The following is a 19,575-nucleotide window of genomic DNA, read 5'->3' as shown; positions in this document are numbered from 1 at the left end:
GCTTTCGCGCGATAGCGCGATGAGAAATCCCAAATTAAATGGAAGCGGTCACTGACCGCCGCACCACGCGTAGTGGAGGTGTCTGTGAGCTCTGCGCTATTTACCAAATAGCCTCGGCTAGAGGCTACGCCCCTGCATCTGTGTCTGAGTTTTCTGTGCTGGGGTCTGGGAGAGCGGCGTCTTCACCGCCTTTTAGCGCGTCCACTTTTGCCATTACCGCTGCTTGGATTTTCTCGGCCAATTCTGGTTTTTCTTTGAGCGTGAGCCGGGTGGCGTCGCGCCCTTGGCCAATTAGCTCGCCGTTAAACGCAATCCAGGAGCCGCGTTTTTCTAAAACTTTATGATGCAGCCCTAGATCTAAGAGCGAGCCACTCGACGAAATCCCCTCGTCATACATAATATCGAACTCCACCTCTGTGAAGGGTGGCGCGATTTTATTCTTCACCACTTTTATCTTCGTACGGTTGCCTACGATCGTGCCCTCAGCCCCTTTCAGCGGTTCGCGGCGGCGTATATCGATACGCACACTGGCAAAAAACTTTAGCGCACGCCCTCCGGAGGTGGTTTCTGGGCTCCCATACATTACGCCGATTTTCTCGCGAATTTGATTAGTAAAGATACAAATACATTTCGTCTTATTCACCACTGCGGTCAGCCGACGCATCGCTTGCGACATTAGCCGCGCTTGCGCTCCGACTGTTGCGTCGCCCATCTGACCTTCTAGCTCGGCCTTAGTTGTCAATGCCGCCACCGAGTCGAGCACGATTACATCAATCGAGTTCGAGCGGATTAGTGTCTCCATTATATTTAGCGCATCTTCGCCGGAATCAGGTTGAGAAACCAGCAAGTCGTCGAGTTTCACTCCCACTGTGCGCGCGTATTTCGGATCAAGCGCGTGCTCTACATCAATAAACGCAGCCAAACCGCCCAGTTTTTGTGCTTGGGCAATTACGCTTAAACAAAACGTCGTCTTACCAGAAGATTCTGGGCCGTAAATCTCAATAATCCGCCCCTTTGGAAGCCCGCCGCCGCCTAAAGCGAGATCAATTAACAAGGAGCCCGTGCTCAAGCAATCCACCGCCATCTTCTGATTGCTCCCTAGGCGCATGATCGACCCCTCTCCAAACTGCTTGGTGATACTCGATACCGCCAACTCTATGTTCTTCTCTCGGCTCACATTACTAGAGCCAATAGAACGACCGGGAAGTGCTTTAGACATAGGATAAAAGGACAGCTTGGACAGACTTGAGGAAAGGAAGGCGAACGCACACTGCACCGCGCCAGCCGCAGGGGGCCGAATGCTGCCCCAGGCCCCCGCACGCGCAAGAAAGAACTCAGCACAAAAAACCTCCAAAGGGCGGGCGGGCGGGCATCCTGATTCGCTCCCGCTACGGTGGGTGGGGCTCGAACCCACGACCGACGGTTTAGAAAACCGTTGCTCTATCCGACTGAGCTACCACCGCAAACAGGGCCTGAGCAGGCGATGACGCAGTGCCTACGCTACAGTCTGTTTCGGACAAGGAAAAACCACGCTTGACGTGGCACTCGCGCCCCTCAAGCGTCGGCTCTCTTCCCCACTTGGGGTGGTAGCTCAGTTGGTTAGAGCGTCTGCCTGTCACGCAGAAGGCCGCGGGTTCGAGTCCCGTCCATCCCGCCACTTTTTCAAAGAACTCCACCGAAAACCACGGCGGAGTTTTTTTGGGGCCGGGTTCCAGATCAGAAGACCGGAGATCGACCGAGAGGGCAAACGCGAGCACCACGCTTCAGGTTTGCATGCCAAATGCCTCCGGGCTTTGAATCCGCGCTACAATGTCACTGGCCGATCTAAGACAGGAATACAGCCTCGCGGGCTTACGGGAGAGCGACTTGGAGAAAGATCCCTTTCGCCAATTCGATAAGTGGTTCGGGGAAGCCCAGGCGGCCCAAATCCTCGAGCCCAATGCGATGACCCTAGCCACTGCGACGCACGACGGACGAGCCTCCGCACGCGTAGTCCTCCTTAAAAACTTCGATACGCGCGGTTTTGTTTTTTACACCAATTTCGAAAGCCGCAAAGGCCACGAACTCTCCGAAAACCCACACGCGACGCTGCTCTTTGCCTGGCTACCGATAGAGCGGCAAGTGATCGTCAGCGGCCAAGTCACCAAGGTCGCCCAAGAAGAAGCACTCGCGTACTTCCACAGTCGCCCGCGCGCCAGCCAGCTCGGAGCGTGGGCGTCTCAGCAAAGCAGCGTCATCCCCAGTCGCGACGTGCTCGACGAACGGCTTCGCGCACTCGACGCCCAATACGCCGAGCGGCCTATCCCGCTGCCTCCTTATTGGGGCGGATACCGGCTCGCGCCTGAAAGCGTGGAGTTTTGGCAAGGGCGGCGCAGCCGCTTGCACGACCGGTTACGCTACCGCCGCGAAAGCGAAGGTGGGGAGTGGATAATCGAACGACTCTCCCCTTGAGTTCGCGCCCCACCCGCCTAGGCACAGCAGCATGTCTGCTTTCCCCACAACGCCGCCGACGGCGCCCACGCCTAGCACGCTCGACGAAGCCCTGCGATTGCTCGAAGCCGAGCGGGCCCGCTCGCAAAGCGACCGGCTCGAAGCAGTCGCCCGCTTCGCGAGCATGGCCGTGCACGACTACAACAACCTACTCTCTGTCATCAACGGCTACTGCGAGATGCTGGCCCCTGAGCTGGAGCCGCAGCCTGAGATCGCCGCACAAGTTGCCGAGATTCACAAAGCAGGGAAAAAGGCCGTCGAGCTCTCGCGGCTTCTCATGGGCCTTAGTGGGAAGCAGAGCTTTGAGCCACAAACGGTCGACCTAAACTCCCTTGTCCAAGAGCAGCGCAGCTACCTCACGGGGCTAGTCGCAATCAGCAGAGCAAGCCTGCACGTCGAAGCGGCAAGCCCCGAACCTTGTCGCGTGCAAACCGATACGGAGCAATTCAAGCAAGCCCTCCACCACCTAGTCGCCAATGCGCGCGACGCGGTAAGCGGCCAAGCCAAGGGTGAGGTCGTACTAAAAATCGAACTACGTACGGGAGAGTGCAGTAACACCCAAGCCGTCGCGCTCAGCATCGTCGACAACGGAACCGGCATCGATGAGTCCGTTCACGCGCGCCTGTTTGAGCCCTTTTTCACGACCAAGCGCACGGGCAAAGGCGTCGGGCTCGGACTGTTCTTCGTCGACAGCGTGGTAAAACGCAGCGGCGGCACGATCACCGCGCGCAACGCCGCGCCCCAAGGCGCGATTTTCGAAATCGTCCTGCCCCTCGTCACAGCCGGCTCCGCAAACCCAGCTAACGGCGAAGCCGCCTAGCTCCCCGCCCCGCCCATGAAGCTCCACCTGCTCCCCGAGCGCTGCGGCAGTGCTGCCGAAAACATGGCGACCGATCTTCTGCTCCTGCAGCGTTATCCGACTGCGCCCGCCGCCGTAAGGCTGCGCCACTACACTTGGCAGCGCCCCGCGATCACCTTCGGCTATTCCCAAAAGTACGCGCTCGTCCGCGAGCAGCTCGCCGCCATCGCGCCCGACGGCGGGCACTTTGACCTCACCCGCCGCGCCACTGGCGGCGGCTTGGTCGACCATCGTGATGACTGGACTTACGCGCTCGTAATCCCGCGCGGACACGACTTAGAGGCGCGGCCCGCTTCGCAAAGCTACCGGCTCGTCCACAAAGCACTCGCCGCCGCGCTCACCAACCAAGGAGTTCCAGCCACCTTAAAACGCGCGAGCGATACTTGCTCTACCCCTAAAGCCACAGCCCAAAAAGTCGCGCCCGCGACCCAATGCTTCCAACGCGCGGAGTGCTTCGATGTCATCCGCGCCGACCACAGTGGCACGGCCCGTGCGGAAACGAAAATCGCCGGCGCTGCGCAGAAACGCACAAAACACGGCCTCCTCTTTCAAGGCTCGGTAAGCCGCGCCGCCGCCGCTGGCGAGGCCACCGACTGGGATCGGTTTTACGCCGACTTCGCCACCGAGCTCGCCCACCTGCTCGACATCGAGGTTGAGCCCCTTGGCTGGCCCGACTTCGCCGAAGCCGAACTCGAAGGACTCATTGAGCAATACTCGTCGCCCGAGTGGCTCGAATACCGCTAAAAATCACCGTCCCTCACCCCATACCCCGCGTGCTAGCGGGCTAAAACATGGCGGCACACACGACGGATGTGCCGCCACGCTGATACTTCCCACTGCGCGTGGGGCGGCAGAGAGGGGAGAGTGATAACCCGTTTGGGCGAAGTGGGGAAAATCACCAGTAAACTCCCGCCTCCAAGTTTGGGGTCCTTTTCACAGAGCCGCTTGGCTGCTGTGCGAATGCACGGCAACCAAGCGGCTCTGTAAATGGGTGCAGCGATGGACGGCGGGCCAACGAGCCCGCCGCCAAATAAAACAGCCTGCGGCTGCGCTCCACGCGCAGTGGAGGTCTGTGTGCGCGGACGGCCAGCCTGGGCTAAAAGCTCGTCTCTAGCGAGAGGGCCCAGGCGCGCGGTTGTGCGAGTGAAAAGCGCGCAGATTGGTTCCAGTAGCGTGCGTCGCTGAGGTTATCGATATTGAGCCGCAGCGTGTAGGCTATGCCGCGCGAATCTTGGAAACGGTAGCGGGCACCCGCGTCTACTCGCCTCCAACTGGGAAGCACGACTTGGTTGGCCTCGTCCGCGTAGGCACTGTCTGTGTAGATGAAGCGGGCACTGAGCGCGAGTCCCGTAATGAAAGGAACATCCCAATCCGCACCGAAGTTTGCATTGACCTTCGCCGTGCCAGTGAGCCGCTTGCCCACGACATCGGGATTAGGGCTCTTGTGGATTTTAGGCTCGGCGAGCGCGACGCCGCCAAGCAGCCGCAACCCCTCAACAACTTGTCCGGAAACGTTGATCTCGATGCCTCGGGCGCGCTGGTCGCCATAGATACCGTAGATGCGATCGGGCTCGCCCGGAGGGATCGGCCCGGGCAGGAACTGCGCCCCCGCGGTGGGGCGCGTCAGCTCGTAAGCCGCGACAGTCGCCATCCAGTTGCCGCCAAGGCTGAACTTCGCCCCCGCTTCGTATTGCTCAGAGACATACGGCGCGAGCTGTTCATTCGCGTTGATATAGACGGGATCATTTGGAGCGGTACCGCCGGTTGACAGCCCTTCGACATAGCTCACGTAGAGCGAGGCCCAGTGCACGGGCTTGTAAACGAGGCCGAAGACTGGCGAGGTGGCCTTCTTGTTGTAGTGGCGCGTCAGCGGATTGGTGCTCGTCAGGCTCAGTGAGTCTACCTCTTGGCGGCGCACGCCAAGTGTGAGCAAGAGCTGCCCGTTAAACACCTCGACCTGATCGGCTAAGGCAAAGCTTGTCAGCTCAAGTTCGGAGCCGGGCGTAATCCGATTCGGCAATCGGGGCAACTTCGGCGGCGCGACGGGGTTCCAAATATTAGAGCGTCCCGAGCCGCGATTGGGCACGAAAGTTCCGCTATCTCTATGAAGAAAAGAGACACTGAAACCGTAGCGGTGCTTCACCCCCGGATGCTCAAAGGCACCGCGTAGGCCCGCCTCCATCGACTCACGGTCATCGCGCTGTTTCCACTGGCGATAGACCCATGTGTAGTCGCCATCGGTCGTTTCCATGGTCGGATAGATTAACGCCCCATCGGTCGTATAGACATGCTGACCATAGCCGGCGTAAACGCTCAGATCGGAGTTGATTTCGTACTCAGCCTTTAGGAGGCCGCTGCCGTTTTCGGTCTCGAATTCGCCCGAGCCGGGGTAGGCATTTCGTCCGCTGGGTGCAGGGGGGATCACTTTGAGTGCCGAGCCCACATTGAATGGGCGGGTGGCGTTGTTCACGTCCTCATGGCTCCAAAGCAGATCCAGCGAAACGCTCAATTTCTGTCCGCGAAAGTCCGCGCCGATCGCCCCCGCGCGACGATGCATAGACTGGTCATACATCGCAGTATCGCCCGCGAGATACACTGCGTTTGTCCGCAGGCCAAAGGCACCGCCCGGCCCAAAGCGCCGCCCGATGTCTGCGTGCGTCGAGCGCACGGAGTCTTGGCGCAGCCCGATGTTGAGGCGAGTAATGGGCTCGTTGTGCGCGCGTTTTGGCACCAGATTCACCACGCCGCCGATGCTCCCGCCCGGCGACATCCCAAACAGTGCCGCCGAAGGCCCTTTGATCACCTCCGAACGCTCAACGCTTTCCAGAAACACTCGACCGGCGGGAGCGACACCAAACATCCCGTTGAAAGCCGTGTCCGCCGCGCCAACCGAGAAACCGCGGATCGACATGCTTTCCGACATCCACGCGCGCCCTCCAGTCGCTCGCACTGACGGGTCGGCGGCGAGCAAGTCCGCCATCGACTGCGCCTGCATGTCGCGAATCGCTTCGTCCGTGTAACTCGTAACACTAAACGGCGTGTCCATCACATCCGTCGTGCCCAGCAGCCCCATCCGAGCTCCACGGGCGACTTGTCCGCCCCCCAGCGCTGCCGCAGCCTCGTCTAGGGCAGTACGGCTATCGCTCACGGTCATTTCAGGCAGGGTTGTAAAATCGCTATCCGCCAAATCGCTAAAATCGCCCGAGTACGCTCTGGCCGCAGCGCGAGACTGGGCTTGAGCCGGGAAACTCGCCGCCACGAGCCCCGCAAGCAGCAGTGCCAACGCACTGGCAGGCGCGACGAAAAAGCGCGCAAGTAAACCCCGCACGTCGCAGAGATCAGAGAAGAGACCGAGTCTGGTTTTCATAGTAGGAGGCGCGGAATTCGCTGATACTGAGAACTAATTTCAATAAAATATACGCAGTCCTCCTAACTATTTGCTCCGTAACTCCCCCCAAGTGCGCAAATGCGCAGCGCTACTGGGCGCAGCGCCTCAGCTCGCCCAAGCGGAATTTCGCTCCTGTCACCGCGGCCTTAATCCTATCGCCGCGCCCTTAATCCTGCCGCCGCGCCCTTAATCGATCCCTGCTTCGACCCCCGCTTCGCCATCCGAAATAGGAAGCGCGGACGCCTCTTCGGCCACTTCCACAACGGGGGCACTCTGCCAAAAATAGTGACCGCGACGCTGACGATCGACCTGTGTGGCGACCGCCCCCAGCACCACCAACACGAGTGCTGCGCCCAACCAGTGCCGCAGCGACTTCGACCGCTGCGCATACGGGTCGCGCATCATCCGACGCGCGTTTTTGGGCAGTTTCGCTTGATCGGTCAGTGCCGTGCCAAAAGGCACCGAGATTTTCACGCGGCCATTAATCGCCCAGCCGTTGGCGTCTAGGATTGGGCCGAGATTGCGCTGCCGCAGCTTTATCCAAGCGATGAGCATCGACGGACCCGAGATCGCCAAAACGATTCCCAAAATACCCAGCGGCATCCACACGCCCAAGCCGAGAAAACCCGCAACCAAGCCGCCGAGCAAGGTCCCGATCGCGCCCAAGCCCACGCCGAGCGCGGCGACCGTACCGACCTCAAACTTCGGCCTGCCGCCACCTGCTGCGGCCAAGGCGCCCACCGCTCCGCCCGCCGCCGCCGGCTTCCCGCTGGCGACCGTGCTCACGGTGTTGGTGGCGACGTTTTCCAGCTTACTCGTCGCCTCGCTATCCGCCGCCGCCGCGCGCTTAGCCACCTGCTCCTCAATAAAGCGGACGAATTTTTTATACGGGGCCCAAAACGCCTGCCGCACGCTAATCGGATTATCGATTAAGCGCGTAATTGTGGCGTCCCAGTCGCGCCCCTTTCGGTCGTAAAAGATCCCATGCCGGCCGACGAAAAGGTAGTCGCTATCGCCCTGTGTGAAACACGCCGCGATCTGCACCCGCTCGCCGCCCGGGCGCACGCAGTCCACATAGGCGATATACGCCTTACTCATCGCCGCGAGCGTCGCGTGCTTGGCCGGGTCGTCCACGCGGATGCACAAGTCGCACGAGCGACTGTCTAAAAACAGGGTGCCTGCTTGGAAAATCGCGGGGCGCGCACGGTCGAAGAAATCCGCAAAGTTGATAAAGTTATGCAACAAGTCGCGCAAATCGCGGTGGTAACGCGCGAGCCGCTCCACATCGCTAATCGCGCGAAACTCCGGCTCCAAGGTCTTGTCCTTCGCGACCAAGGCCGCGAGCGCGGCGCGCCCCTCGCTCGCGAGGATTTCCTTGGCACGCGGCAGCCCGAGCTTCTCGACCGCCGAGCCCACCTTGTCGCCTTGCCAAGTCTCGTAAGGCGCGAGCTTCGCGTTGAGCGTGCGCCACTCCTCGACACTTAGGCTCGTCTGCTCCGCGCCAAAAATCGGCGTCACCGCGCACTCGTGCAAGTGTGCCAGTGCCTCGCCCCACGCCGGATTCACCCCACTCAAAAGCGGCAGCCGCTGCGTCTCGTCGATTCGCGCCAGCGGGAACTCTGCAATCTCCGCCGCGCTCAAGCGCATATCCTCTGCGGCACGCGCGAGATACTCAGACTCGCTGCGGTTGAGCGCCTCAATCGCCCGCGGGTCAAAAGCCGCCATCCGGCAGCGCGCAAAGTAGTCCTCCACCTTTGAGCGCAGCAGCTTTATCGCACTGCACGCCTCCGCCGTCGCATCGCCGAGGACCGCGATCTCCTTTGTCCCGCTCTGCTCAACCCAACTCGCGTAGGCGGCCAAGTCCTTAAAAAACGTATCAATCTGCGCCGCCGTCACCCCCGTCGCGCCGTTTCGCGACGCCGTCCCGCCTAGACAAGTAATGATGTCCTTGATGAGTGCCTGCACGGCGGGTTCCTCCGCCGCCGCAGGCGGGATGACGCCCGAACCATTTAGCACACTCGCCGAAAAAATCGCCGCCGTGTTCGCCGCGTCCGCCGTCGTAATCGCCGAGTCCTTAGACTTGCCCAGACTGCGCAAAATCTGCCGCGCACTCGACTCAAGGATAGCGCCCTCGGGCGTTGAAGTATCAATCGCGTCGAGCGCGAGCCTGTCCGCTCCGGCGAGCAGATCGCCCGCGTCCTTGAGCCGTGCGCAGGCCCAGTTGACCGCCGCAATAAGTTCGGGAGCGCGAATCCGCCCGTCTTCATCGCTATCGATTAGCGCAAGCGTTTGCTCGTCGATTTCGAGCCCCTTAACCGGACAGCTCAGCGCAACCCAAAGCTTCTGATCCAGCTCGGCCAAGTGCCGCAAATCCTCGCCGCTGCCGAGCGCGACCTGGTCTATCCCGCCGGTGCGAAAAAACGTCCAAGCATGAGCGGGAGTGCGAAGGGGAGTCGCAGAGGCAGCAACGGCAGCAGAAGGCATAGTGGCGGATGAGTAGCTGCCGACACGCCGCTGACAAAGGAAAAGCTAACGACTTGCCCGCCGGGGTAGCTCATATGCCCTTGAGCTGCCGCCGCCGTCTCGCCCAGAGCCCTAGCCCCACCGCGCCAAACACTGCGCCGCAGGTGCTTGCTTCAGGAGCAGGCACCACTTCCCAAAACTGTGCGTCGTAGTCGCGTGTTATTGCGCCCGGCGCGTAGCCTTCGAAGTGAATATACGGTAGCGACGCGGCGAGATCCCCACCCGACCGGCGCACCAAAAGTCGGTCCTCAAGGTCCACCCAGTTTCGCACTAGGAGCACCGAGCTGCCTTCACTGTGGAAAACTTTTAAATCATCAAGGATTAGCCAATTGGGTGAGGCCAGTGTGCCACCCTGAAAGTCGACCACGCCGCGCCCCAGAACCACTAGTTCGCGAAAGGTCTCGGTGAGCCCCGCGCCACCTGCTCCGTTAAAGTGTAATACCCCCTCCACCTCCTGCCCCACATAGCGCGCCGTATCCGCAAAACCGCCCCGCAGCCAAACATTCATCGAATTGCTTATTTGCTCACTCTTATCGAGCCGCAGCGTTGCGGAGTGCCTCCGATCGCCTATTTCGATCCGCCCCGCAGATGCCTGATGAATCGCTGCCACCCCCGCACTTTTATTTAAAATAAGCAGTCCCTCATTTACATAAATAGAGCCTATTATCTGATTGGACACCGCGCCCGATAGGGTCAGATGCCCGGGCCCTGTCTTAGTGAGTCCCCGGCCTATAATCCTCGAACTGATCGTGAGCCCCGAAGCGCCTGTATTATACACATGCACATAGGCTTGGTTAAGTAAGTTTAGGGTGCCTGAATGGATTGTAGTATCGGCCGCGCCGACAGAAAGGAGTGCGCTCGCGCTTACTAGAAGCGTCCTCCCTGACAAATCGACCTGCCGTCCATCGGTAAGCCGCAGCGAATTAATATTCCGACTCCCACTTAAGACTTGGTCGGCTATCGGCGAAGCATTTGTAGTCGGGCCCCAACTGTCTTGCGCACCCGTATTATAACCAAAGTAAGCGACAATAGGACGCCCATCTGAATTCGCCAAACCTAGGGAGGCCCAGTCCTCACCACTCACTGTAGCATACGGCAAAATACCTCCGAAATCCGCAAGAGCTTGCTCAACCCGCAGCGTCGCACCATCGCCAAAGCGACTTACCCCCGAAGAACTGATAAAGTTAAGTGTAGCCCCCGGGCTCATCTGTCGCAGCCGCCCAACTCTCACTTCAGTAACGAAACCCAAACGGTTATTGATAATATCAATCGTACTACTCCCAAGGTAAAGGTCGATAAGGGCAAGTCTCTCTACAGAGTCGCCCGCTTCAGTTTGCCCAATATAACGAAAGCTGCCCGCTTCTAGCCGGATACTCCCATTATCCAAAAGGCGATCTGCACTATACTGCCCCCCCGTCGCAGAGTCACTCGTCCCCGCATTATCAAGCGTCAAAGTGCCTCCATTATAAATCTGTATAGAGCGGAGTCCACCAAACTTACCCTTATCATTAAGCCGCAACTCCGCTCCATATATCAAAATAGCTTGTCTCAGGTTAGGATTATTAGCCGTTATATCGAGTCGCCCATTTCCCTCAATAGTGAGGAAGTTTCCTCTCAAAGCTCTATCGAAGCGCGCATCCGCTCGAGTCGTGTTTCCCGTCCCGTGCACCACACGGATACTCCGGTTAGTAAAGCCTAGGTTGATTGCGTTATCCCAAATGAGTGTGCCATCCGCATTCGGATCGCCCAAAATCAGCGTGCGCCCGCTCCCGATAAAATTCGGCGCATCCCAGTCAATTATAGCCGTAGAGTCGCCAATCCGCACGCTGCGGTCGCCCCCCACTGCCGCGAATCCGCCCGATCCCGCCCAAGTCACCTCTCCGGGCCCCGTCCCGAGTCCACCCGTAAAATCCTCGGTTAACAACAAAACGGAGTCGTTATTCAGGATGATCTGCCCGTGCAGCCACGACCCGGCGCCGCCAAAAAGCGTCAGCCCTCCAAACAGCACAGCTAGCAACAGACTTCTCATGAAGCCCCTCCAGACTAACAGCACGAAACTTACCTAGGATAGTCGAAAAACTACGGAGCTCCCTTGGCGAATCAATGGCACCAACCACGCTCCGGCGAAAACGCTAAGCGAGCTGTTGCTTCCGTATCGGCCACTGTATCCAGTGCTTGCACACATGAGCGACGCGCCCGCACCACAAAAGCTATCGGTCGAGCTCGCGCGGCTGCGCGACCGCCTCGGCAACCGACCGGTCACGCTGTGCGAGGTGATCGCCACGCTGCGAGGTCGCGCCTACGTGCTCGTCGTCATCCTCTTCGCGCTGCCCTTCGTCACGCCCATCCCGCTGCCCGGCCTCTCGACGCCACTCGGCCTAGTCATCGGTTTCATCGCGCTACGGCAGTCGCTCGGGCTCCGGCCTTGGCTCCCAAAATCGTGGCAACGCCGCGAGCTGCCCGCCGGATTTTTCAAGAAAACCTTCACGATCGCAGGCCGAGTCATCGCTTGGCTAGAGCGAGTCCTGCGCCCGCGCTTAGCGTGGGTGAGCCGCCCTGCACTCGCACAACAAGCCCACGCCGTCGTCATTCTCATCTGCGCCATCATCCTGCTGCTCCCGCTGCCTATCCCCTTCAGCAACACCTTTCCCGCGTGGGCGATTCTTCTCATCGCCTCCGGAAACCTCGAGCGCGACGGACTCTTCATCCTGCTTGGCTACATCGCCTCCATCGCGGGGCTGCTCTACCTGCTCCTCCTAGGCACCGCTGCGCAAAAAATGAGCGTCTCATTTTGGCACTGGCTCAACGCCTAAAAGACCCACCCACCACCACAAAGGCCCCAGAGTCTGTTCCCGTTTCAACCGCGAGCCGCGCTGATACGCTTTTTCCCACTACGCGTGGGGCGGTGGCATGCTGCCACTCCCATTTAAATCGCGATTTGGCTCGGACGCTTCGCGCCCGAACACAAATCGCGATTTTGAATAGGCCCTCCGTTCCTGTCCCAACGGGACAGGGGAATGCTTTCAAATTTGGGATTTCGCTTTCGCGCGATAGCGCGATGAGAAATCCCAAATTGAACGGGTGCAGGCACAGCCTGCCGCCCCACGCGCAGTGGGAAAAAGCGTATCAGCGCTAGGCGACGGCGGGCCAACGAGCCCGCCGCCAAATAAAACAGCCTGCGGCTGCGCGGTTGAAACGCGAACAGGCCGGACCAATAAAAACCGCCTGCCCGCTCCATTCGGAACTGTCCCTAAGCGCAGGAACACATCACAACGCCTGCAATCGCATGCTCCTCACACCGCGCACTGAACATTTAATCGACCTCGCACTCGAAGAAGACGCCGCTCTCGGCGACCTCACCAGCCGCGCTATCTTTGCGCCCACGCAGCGCTCCCGCGCCCTCATTAAAGCCAAAGAGCCGCTCGTCCTCTGTGGCGTCGAAATCGCCGCGCGCACCTTTACGCGACTCGACCCGTGCTTCCAAATCGAACCCGCCGCCGCCGATGGCGACTCACTCGCCGCCGGTGCCCCCGTCCTCCACATCAGCGGCCCCACCCTCGCGCTCCTCACTGCCGAACGCACCGCGCTCAACTTCCTCCAACGCCTCAGCGGCATCGCCACCCAAGCCCGCCGCTACGCCGCCGCTGTCGAAGGCACGGGCGTTCGCATCGTCGATACGCGCAAGACGACTCCGGCTTGGCGCGCGCTCGAAAAGTACGCTGTGCGCTGCGGCGGTGCGCACAACCACCGCGCCACGCTCGGCGAGCATGTCTTAATTAAAGACAACCACATCGCCGCAGCGGGCTCGCTCACGCGCGCCGTTGCACTCTGCCGCGACGCCGCGCCCCACGGCGCACGGATCGAAGTCGAAGCCGCCACGCTCGACCAGGTGCAGGAAGCCCTCCGCGCCGCTGCCGACATCATCCTCCTCGACAACATGAGCCCTGAGCAGATCGCTGCCGCGGTCGCGGTGATTGGCGGCGCGGCCCTCGTCGAAGTCTCCGGCGGCGTCACCTACCAGACGCTACGCGACTACGCGCTCCCCGGCGTTGACCTCATCAGCATCGGAGCCCTCACCCACAGCGCAACCGCCGCCGACCTCAGCCTCGATATCGTCGCGGAGTAAACGCGCCAACGACCGTGGAGATTATTCACACAGATTGCCTCGTAATCGGCTCGGGCCTCGCGGGCTCGGCTTACGCCCTGCACGCCGCACGCGCCGGGCTGCGCGTCGAGCTCCTCTGCCTCGACACCCCACTCGCCGCCAATAGTGACTGGGCCCAAGGCGGTATCATTTACGAAAACTCGGCCCAGCCCGAGTTGCTCGCCGCCGACATCATCACCGCGAGTGACGGCACCGCTAACCCCGCCGCCGTCGAACACCTCGTCCGCGAAGGCCCCGCTGCGCTCAAAGCCCTGCTCCTCGACGAACTCGCCGTGCCCTTCGACCGCGACACGGGCGGCGGCCTCGAATTTACCCGCGAAGGCGGCCACTCCACCCGCCGGATCATCCACGCCAAAGACACCACTGGCCACGCCATCCTCAAAACCGTCGCCCAGCGCGTAGACGCCACGCCCAACATCACCCGCCGCAGCGGCGGGGTCGCAATCGACCTACTCACGCTCTCGCACAACAGCCGCGAGCCCGCCGACCGCTACGCGCCACTCACCTGTTACGGCGCCTACGTGCTCGATTCAACACGCGGCGAAGTCCGCGCCATCATCGCCAAAAAAACGGTGCTCGCGACCGGCGGCTTAGGCCAAATTTTCAGGCATTCGACCAACCAGCCCGGCAGCGTCGGGCACGGGATCGCGATGGCCTACCGCGTGGGCGCACGACTCATCGACCTCGAATACGTCCAGTTTCACCCCACCGTATTTTTTAAAAAAAACGCACCGCGCTTTCTCATTACCGAAGCGATTCGCGGCGAAGGCGCAGTGCTCGTCAACGCACGCGGCAATCGCTTCATGGAGGCCGCGCACCCGCTCGGCGAGCTCGCCCCACGCGACATCGTCTCACGCGCCATCCACGAGGAACTCGCCGCCACTGGCGAGCCTTGCGTCTACCTCGACCTCTCGGCGCTCGCGCCCGATTTTATTAAAAACCGCTTCCCCGCTATCCTCGCCCGCTGCGCCGAGCACGGTGTGGATATTACGCGCGACCCCATCCCGGTCGTCCCCGCCGCGCACTTCTCTTGCGGCGGCGTGCACAGCGACCTGCAAGGCCGCACCAACGTCCGCCACCTCAACGCCATCGGCGAAACCGGCTGCACGGGCCTGCACGGCGCGAATCGCCTCGCCAGCACCTCCCTCCTAGAGTGCCTGACCAGTGCCCAATTTACCGCGCAAGCCGACGCCGCAGAAATCGCCACACTCGGCGACAGCGGCTTCCGGCTCCCCAAGCCACCCGCCTGGAAAGCCGCCAAACGCGACGCCGACCCGACCCTCATCCGCCAAGACCTGCAACTGCTGCGCTCCACAATGTGGAACTACGCGGGCGTCGTCCGCAGCCCCAAGCGGCTCACCCGCGCGCGCCGCATCCTGCTCGAACTACGCGAAGAGATTCAGAGCTTTTATCGGGACTGCCGCGTAACGCGCGAACTCGTCGAACTGCGCAACGCTATCGAGACATCCCTACTCGTCGTGCGCGCCGCCAGCCTCAACCCCATTAGCAAAGGCTGCCACTACCTACGCTCCCGCCCCAGCACTGCCCAGCAGCCTAATTAAGCGGACGAGGCACGAGAACGCCCAAGCGGCGAGTTTTTATCAGTAACTCACTTTAGCTAATTGAGTTAAGAACATCCTAGCCTAGTCCTAATTCATAAAAAATTAGGATTTGAAGGCTTATCCTAGTTTCATCCTAATTTGTCCTAAATTAGGATGAAATGAAGCTCCCTCTCGCCCCTCCTTCTTGGCCCGCATTCGTCAGTAAGACTCCAGCGTCCCGGATAGCCGAGCTCTACTCGGCCCCAGAGCTGCGCAGCTATTGGCGGGATAATGACCGCTATCTCCATTGGGATGAGTTTCGGCACCGGCCCATGCCCGAAGGCTTCAGTGCCGAAGAGTGCTGGTTCATCGCAAAGTCAATCCGGCACGCGACCTATCGCGAGGTCCCGCTAAAAGATAAATACGGAAGAGCCTTTGTTTTTGGGATGCCTTCGCAGCTCACGGAGCTTTTGCAGCAAATTGATCGAGGGCTCGGGTTTGCAGGCGGACTCGCTGCGGCAAGCACGCCCTCTGCAGAACGCGACAACTACGCGCTCAATACACTCATCGAAGAGTCGATTACCTCCAGCCAACTCGAAGGTGCGGCGACCACGCGTGTAATCGCCAAAGAAATGCTGCGCGCCAACCGCCCTCCGCGCGACCTCGGCGAGCGAATGATTTTAAACAACTATCTCACCATGCAGCGCATTCGTGAGCTTAAGGATCAGCCTTTGAGTATTGAGCTAGTGCTGGAACTGCATCGGCAGATTACACAAGACACGCTCGACAAGCCCGAGGCAGCCGGACGGCTCCGCAGAAGTGACGAGCAGATTCGAGTGGGTGACTTCTCGGGAGCAGTCGACTATCACATCCCTCCGCCCACCGAAGAACTCCCTGAGAGACTTCGCGCCCTGTGTGACTTTGCCAATGTAGCGCCCGACGCAAATTCCGGCACCCGCTTCATCCACCCCGTCTTGCGAGGCATCATCTTGCATTTTGCGCTGGCTTACATCCACCCCTTCTACGACGGCAACGGACGCACGGCACGCGCACTCTTTTACTGGTTCATGCTGCGCGCCGACTATCCGCTGTTTGAGATTATCTCGATCTCTCATGCCTTGCTGCGCGCTCCGACCCGCTACGCACGCGCCTTTCTTTACACCGAGACCGACGATAACGACCTCACTTATTTCATCCTGCACCAAGCCGCGGTCATTCGGGAAGCGGCCAAAGCACTGCACGCCTATCACCAGCGTAAACAACGCGAACGACGCGCCGCGAGCAGCTACCTAAATAAAGTCCCCGGCCTGAACTATCGCCAACAAGCGCTCCTCGCCCATGCCCTGCGCGAGCCCGGCACCGTGTATCAGATCACCGCACACGCCCGCAGTCACGGAGTCACCCACCAAACCGCACGCGATGACCTCTTCGCACTCGCCGAGCGCGGGCTACTGACAGTTTCCAAGCTGGGCCGCAGCTACGCGTTTCGCACCGAAGCCTCACTCGCCGAAAAGCTGTCTAAAACAGACTAGCAGCTAAGCTCGGCTCCCGCCTCAAACGTAGCCGCGCTAATACGCTTTTTCCCACTACGCGTGGGGCGCAGCCGCAGGCTGTTTTATTTGGCGGCGGGAGTTTACTGGTGATTTTCCCCACTGCGCCCAAACGGGTTATCACGCTAGTTTCCCCTCCTTGTCGCAACGCGACAGGGGGGAATGCTTTCAAATTTGGGATTTCGCTTTCGCGCGATAGCGCGATGCGAAATCCCAAATTGAATGGGTGCAGGCACAGCCTGCCGCCCCACGCGTAGTGGAAAATCTGCCTCCGGCGCGGCTCGCGTTTAAAACGCGAACAGGCCCTAGCTCGGGCTTCCACGTTTAGCGGAGGCGCGATTTTGCCTGAGCAATGATTGCCAAAAGCGCGGCGTAGTCTTGGTCGCGGCTGCCGCTTTTAATCCGGTATTCAAACTTTGCTGCCTCGGCCATTTCGCGCTCGGCGGTCGCCACGCGGCGGGCGATTTCTGCTTCGTCATCTGTCCCGCGCGCGCGGATACGCGCTTGGAGCTGTTCGGGCGCGATTTCGATAAACACAGTCACCAGGCTCTGTGCCAATAAGGGATACTGCGCACGCGCTTCGCGGAAGCTCGCGACACCTTGCACATCGACATTGGCCACGAGGGCTTGCCCGCGCGCGAGCGGTTCGATCACCGACGAAGCGAGGGTCCCGTAGCGGCGATCACCGTGCACCCAAGCCCATTCCAAAAACTCGCCAGCACGTTGTTTTTCCTCAAAAGCCGCCGGACTCAAAAAGTGGTAATGCACGCCATCGACCTCGCCCGGACGCGGTGCACGCGTGGTTGTCGTCACCACTCTAGCAAAGCCGAGTGCGGCGTCCGCCACAAGCCGCTCGCAAAGCGTGCTTTTCCCCGAGGCCGTGGGGCCCGCGAGAACAAGAAAGAGCGGCGAACCGGAAGCCGCATTTGGAGTGACTTCAGAAGGAGCGGTAAGATTAGGCACGGATTGGGAAAAGAGGAGTGGGGTTAATCGACAGGAGAAAGCGAGGCGCGCGCGGATCCGCTTATGGCTCTGGCTCAATAAGTGGTAGCAACGTAGCTGAGCAGCGCGCCGTAACTCACAAGCAGCGCACCAAAAACGCGGCTTCGCGTCGGTCGGACAAAGAGCCACTCAACAAAATCGCGCAGTCGGTAAGGCACCGCGCCCAGATACAGCGCAAGCGCGATAGCGAGGTAGACGAGGCTCACCATGAAAAGCCGCTGCGGCGCCTCGTATCTCATATACGCCGCACCGAGCAGCGGCGAGGCACTGAGCAACACGAGTATCGCCAACCCGCGCACCGCCAGAAAATCCGGCACGTATTTAAACGACAGCGCCGCAATCGCCCCAAACCCGATCGCCAGGAGCGTGCGGTGGTTGCCAAAGTCCGCCTCCGGCAAGTGCCACACTCTGTAAAGGAACCACGCCGCCGCGCCGCCGAAAAACACAAGTGCCGCCGCAGTGGAGCGCGGGAATTGCTTGGCTAGCGCCGCCACCATCGCCCGACCGCTGAGCAACGCGAGACCGAGGACGAGGAGCAATGCGGCGGGAATGAGAGTGGCGAGCGCGAGTGACATTTTTGGATTTTGGCGAAGGCAGGAAAAGAGCGGAAAACCGTATCAAGCGTATCAAGCGGCAGCAGAAGCAGGGGCGGCACGCGGCGCACTGTGAGTCTCGCCGGCGCGATCGCTTACGCCCGCCAGCACGAGCGAGCCGTAGAGCGTGCTCACTGAGGCGCGCTCGATGTGTAGCGGCACGAGTTGGCCGATGAGTCGTGGGTCGGCGTCGAAAATGCACACGCGGTTTCCTCGTGTGCGGCCGGTAAAGCGGCGGCCTGTCTTGTCGGGCCCATCGACGAGCACTTCTTGCGTCGTGCCGATAAGCGCCGCGGTGCGCTGCTCGGAGTTGCGATGCAGGATGTCGAGCAGCACTTGGTTGCGCCGCTCTTTCTCGGCCTCGGGCACTTGGTCGGCCAGCTCAGCAGCAACCGTGCCGCTGCGCACAGAGTATTTAAAAATGTAGGCCATGTCGTAGTTACAGGACTCGAAGAGTTCGCGAGTCTGCTCAAAATCCGCCTCCGTCTCGCCCGGGTAGCCCACAATGATGTCGGTCGAAAAATACATGTCGGGCCGGGCGCTGCGCAGGGCCTCGACGATTTTAAGGTATCGCTCGCGTGAATACGGGCGATTCATCGCGCGCAAGATTCGGTCGCTGCCGCTCTGCATGGGCAAGTGCACGTATTCACAGAGCTTGGGCAGCCGCGCGTAGGCCGCGACGAGGTCGTCCTTAAACCCACGCGGATGAGGCGAGGTAAAGCGGATCCGCTCAATGCCGTCGATCTCGTGCACCTTTTCGAGCAGTTGCACAAACGGGCTCACGCCGTCCGTGTGCCGGTAATCGCGCCGCCCGTAACTGGTCACGATTTGCCCCAAGAGCGTGATCTCGCGCACGCCCTTCGAGGCGAGCGAGCGGCACTCGGCGACGATCGCCTCCATCGGGCGCGAACGCTCGTCACCACGCGTTTTCGGCACGATGCAAAAGTGGCAATCCATGTTGCAGCCCTGCTGGATTGACACAAACGCACTGACTTGGGGCGCGGCCCCGGCCTCCGCATCGAGGTGATCGCGAATCGTGTTTTGCGAGCCCGCCTCTTCGGCGATGTCCACAATGGAGGCCCCGATGGGCAAGCCCGCCTCCCGCGCCGCGCGCAAGTTATCGAGGTAGCCGGGCACTTGGTGAAACTTCTGCGTGCCAATCACCAAATCGACATCGGGCAAGGTATCGAGAATCGCCGCACCGCGATTTTGCGCCATGCAGCCGAGTATCCCGATAACGAAGTCCGGCTGCCGCTTTTTGCGCGCCGCAGCGTAGCCCGCCTTGCCCAGTGCCTTTTGCTCGGCGGCATCGCGCACGCTACAGGTATTGAGCAGCAAGATGTCGCAGGCGTTCTCGTCGTCCACGATCCGATATCCGCGCCCGCGCAACATCGCAGCGACTGCCTCGCTGTCGCGCTCGTTCATCTGGCAGCCATAGGTTTTTATGTAGACGCGGTTCACTTG

Annotated in this window: 14 protein-coding genes and 2 tRNA genes; 8 read left to right on the top strand and 8 right to left on the bottom strand. The window is 60.6% G+C overall.

Features of this window, described 5'->3' with window-relative positions; all coding sequences use genetic code 11:
• Positions 1–124: 124 nt before the first annotated feature.
• Together recA and AXK12_RS06000 are read right to left on the bottom strand one after the other, a co-directional pair.
• Positions 125–1,219 carry a recombinase RecA gene (recA, locus tag AXK12_RS06005; protein ID WP_068712488.1) on the bottom strand — a complete coding sequence of 365 codons (1,095 nt, stop codon included), beginning with the start codon at positions 1,217–1,219 and terminating at the stop codon, positions 125–127.
• Between the two features lie 170 nt (positions 1,220–1,389).
• Positions 1,390–1,463 (bottom strand) — tRNA-Arg (locus tag AXK12_RS06000).
• Between the two features lie 117 nt (positions 1,464–1,580).
• Between AXK12_RS06000 and AXK12_RS05995 the strand changes: the two genes are divergently transcribed.
• From AXK12_RS05995 to AXK12_RS05980, 4 genes are all read left to right on the top strand, one after another.
• Positions 1,581–1,657 (top strand) — tRNA-Asp (locus AXK12_RS05995).
• A gap of 152 nt (positions 1,658–1,809) precedes the next feature.
• The gene (pdxH, locus tag AXK12_RS05990; protein ID WP_068712486.1) at positions 1,810–2,451 is read left to right on the top strand and encodes a pyridoxamine 5'-phosphate oxidase; all 642 of its coding nucleotides are present in this window, start codon (positions 1,810–1,812) and stop codon (positions 2,449–2,451) included.
• A gap of 31 nt (positions 2,452–2,482) precedes the next feature.
• The gene (locus AXK12_RS05985; protein ID WP_068712484.1) at positions 2,483–3,310 is read left to right on the top strand and encodes a sensor histidine kinase; all 828 of its coding nucleotides are present in this window, start codon (positions 2,483–2,485) and stop codon (positions 3,308–3,310) included.
• A 15-nt stretch (positions 3,311–3,325) separates the two neighbouring features.
• A complete protein-coding gene (locus AXK12_RS05980; RefSeq protein WP_068712482.1) occupies positions 3,326–4,093 on the top strand; it encodes a lipoate--protein ligase family protein in 768 nt (255 codons plus the stop codon).
• Positions 4,094–4,445: 352 nt separating this feature from the next.
• Here AXK12_RS05980 and AXK12_RS05975 read toward each other — a convergent pair whose 3' ends face one another.
• The 3 genes from AXK12_RS05975 to AXK12_RS05965 form a co-directional block, all read right to left on the bottom strand.
• Positions 4,446–6,716, bottom strand: coding sequence for a TonB-dependent receptor (locus AXK12_RS05975; RefSeq protein WP_068712479.1), 2,271 nt, complete (start codon positions 6,714–6,716; stop codon positions 4,446–4,448).
• Between the two features lie 207 nt (positions 6,717–6,923).
• Entirely contained in the window at positions 6,924–9,221 is a 2,298-nt protein-coding gene (locus AXK12_RS05970) for a hypothetical protein (protein WP_068712477.1), read from the bottom strand.
• Positions 9,222–9,291: 70 nt separating this feature from the next.
• Positions 9,292–11,289: a hypothetical protein gene (locus AXK12_RS05965; RefSeq protein WP_156468902.1), complete on the bottom strand. Its 1,998-nt coding sequence runs from the start codon at positions 11,287–11,289 to the stop codon at positions 9,292–9,294.
• 154 nt (positions 11,290–11,443) lie between these two features.
• On the opposite strand from AXK12_RS05965, the gene AXK12_RS05960 reads away from it, so the two are divergent.
• The 4 genes from AXK12_RS05960 (at position 11,444) to AXK12_RS05945 (ending at position 16,498) form a co-directional block, all read left to right on the top strand.
• On the top strand, positions 11,444–12,073 hold the full coding sequence (locus AXK12_RS05960; protein WP_068712473.1) for an exopolysaccharide biosynthesis protein: 630 nt from the start codon (positions 11,444–11,446) through the stop codon (positions 12,071–12,073).
• A 473-nt stretch (positions 12,074–12,546) separates the two neighbouring features.
• On the top strand, positions 12,547–13,386 hold the full coding sequence (nadC, locus tag AXK12_RS05955; protein WP_068712471.1) for a carboxylating nicotinate-nucleotide diphosphorylase: 840 nt from the start codon (positions 12,547–12,549) through the stop codon (positions 13,384–13,386).
• A gap of 14 nt (positions 13,387–13,400) precedes the next feature.
• On the top strand, positions 13,401–14,987 hold the full coding sequence (gene nadB / locus AXK12_RS05950; RefSeq protein WP_082782696.1) for an L-aspartate oxidase: 1,587 nt from the start codon (positions 13,401–13,403) through the stop codon (positions 14,985–14,987).
• Between the two features lie 158 nt (positions 14,988–15,145).
• Positions 15,146–16,498 (top strand): Fic family protein, encoded by a 1,353-nt coding sequence (locus AXK12_RS05945; RefSeq protein ID WP_068712469.1) that lies wholly within the window; start codon positions 15,146–15,148, stop codon positions 16,496–16,498.
• Positions 16,499–16,840: 342 nt separating this feature from the next.
• Here the strand turns inward: AXK12_RS05945 and AXK12_RS05940 are convergent, their stop codons facing one another.
• The 3 genes from AXK12_RS05940 to miaB all read right to left on the bottom strand — a co-directional run bounded on the left by AXK12_RS05940 (position 16,841) and on the right by miaB (position 19,572).
• Positions 16,841–17,479 carry a guanylate kinase gene (locus AXK12_RS05940; protein ID WP_068712492.1) on the bottom strand — a complete coding sequence of 213 codons (639 nt, stop codon included), beginning with the start codon at positions 17,477–17,479 and terminating at the stop codon, positions 16,841–16,843.
• Between the two features lie 74 nt (positions 17,480–17,553).
• The gene (locus AXK12_RS05935) at positions 17,554–18,093 is read right to left on the bottom strand and encodes a hypothetical protein (protein WP_068712467.1); all 540 of its coding nucleotides are present in this window, start codon (positions 18,091–18,093) and stop codon (positions 17,554–17,556) included.
• A gap of 51 nt (positions 18,094–18,144) precedes the next feature.
• On the bottom strand, positions 18,145–19,572 hold the full coding sequence (gene miaB / locus AXK12_RS05930; protein ID WP_068712490.1) for a tRNA (N6-isopentenyl adenosine(37)-C2)-methylthiotransferase MiaB: 1,428 nt from the start codon (positions 19,570–19,572) through the stop codon (positions 18,145–18,147).
• Positions 19,573–19,575 lie beyond the last annotated feature (3 nt).

Origin of the sequence: Cephaloticoccus capnophilus (assembly GCF_001580045.1) — a bacterium.
In the GTDB taxonomy this organism is placed as follows: Bacteria; Verrucomicrobiota; Verrucomicrobiia; order Opitutales; family Opitutaceae; genus Cephaloticoccus; species Cephaloticoccus capnophilus.
Note: the sequence above shows the minus strand (reverse complement) of the source record. Positions and strands in the feature narration are given on the sequence as shown.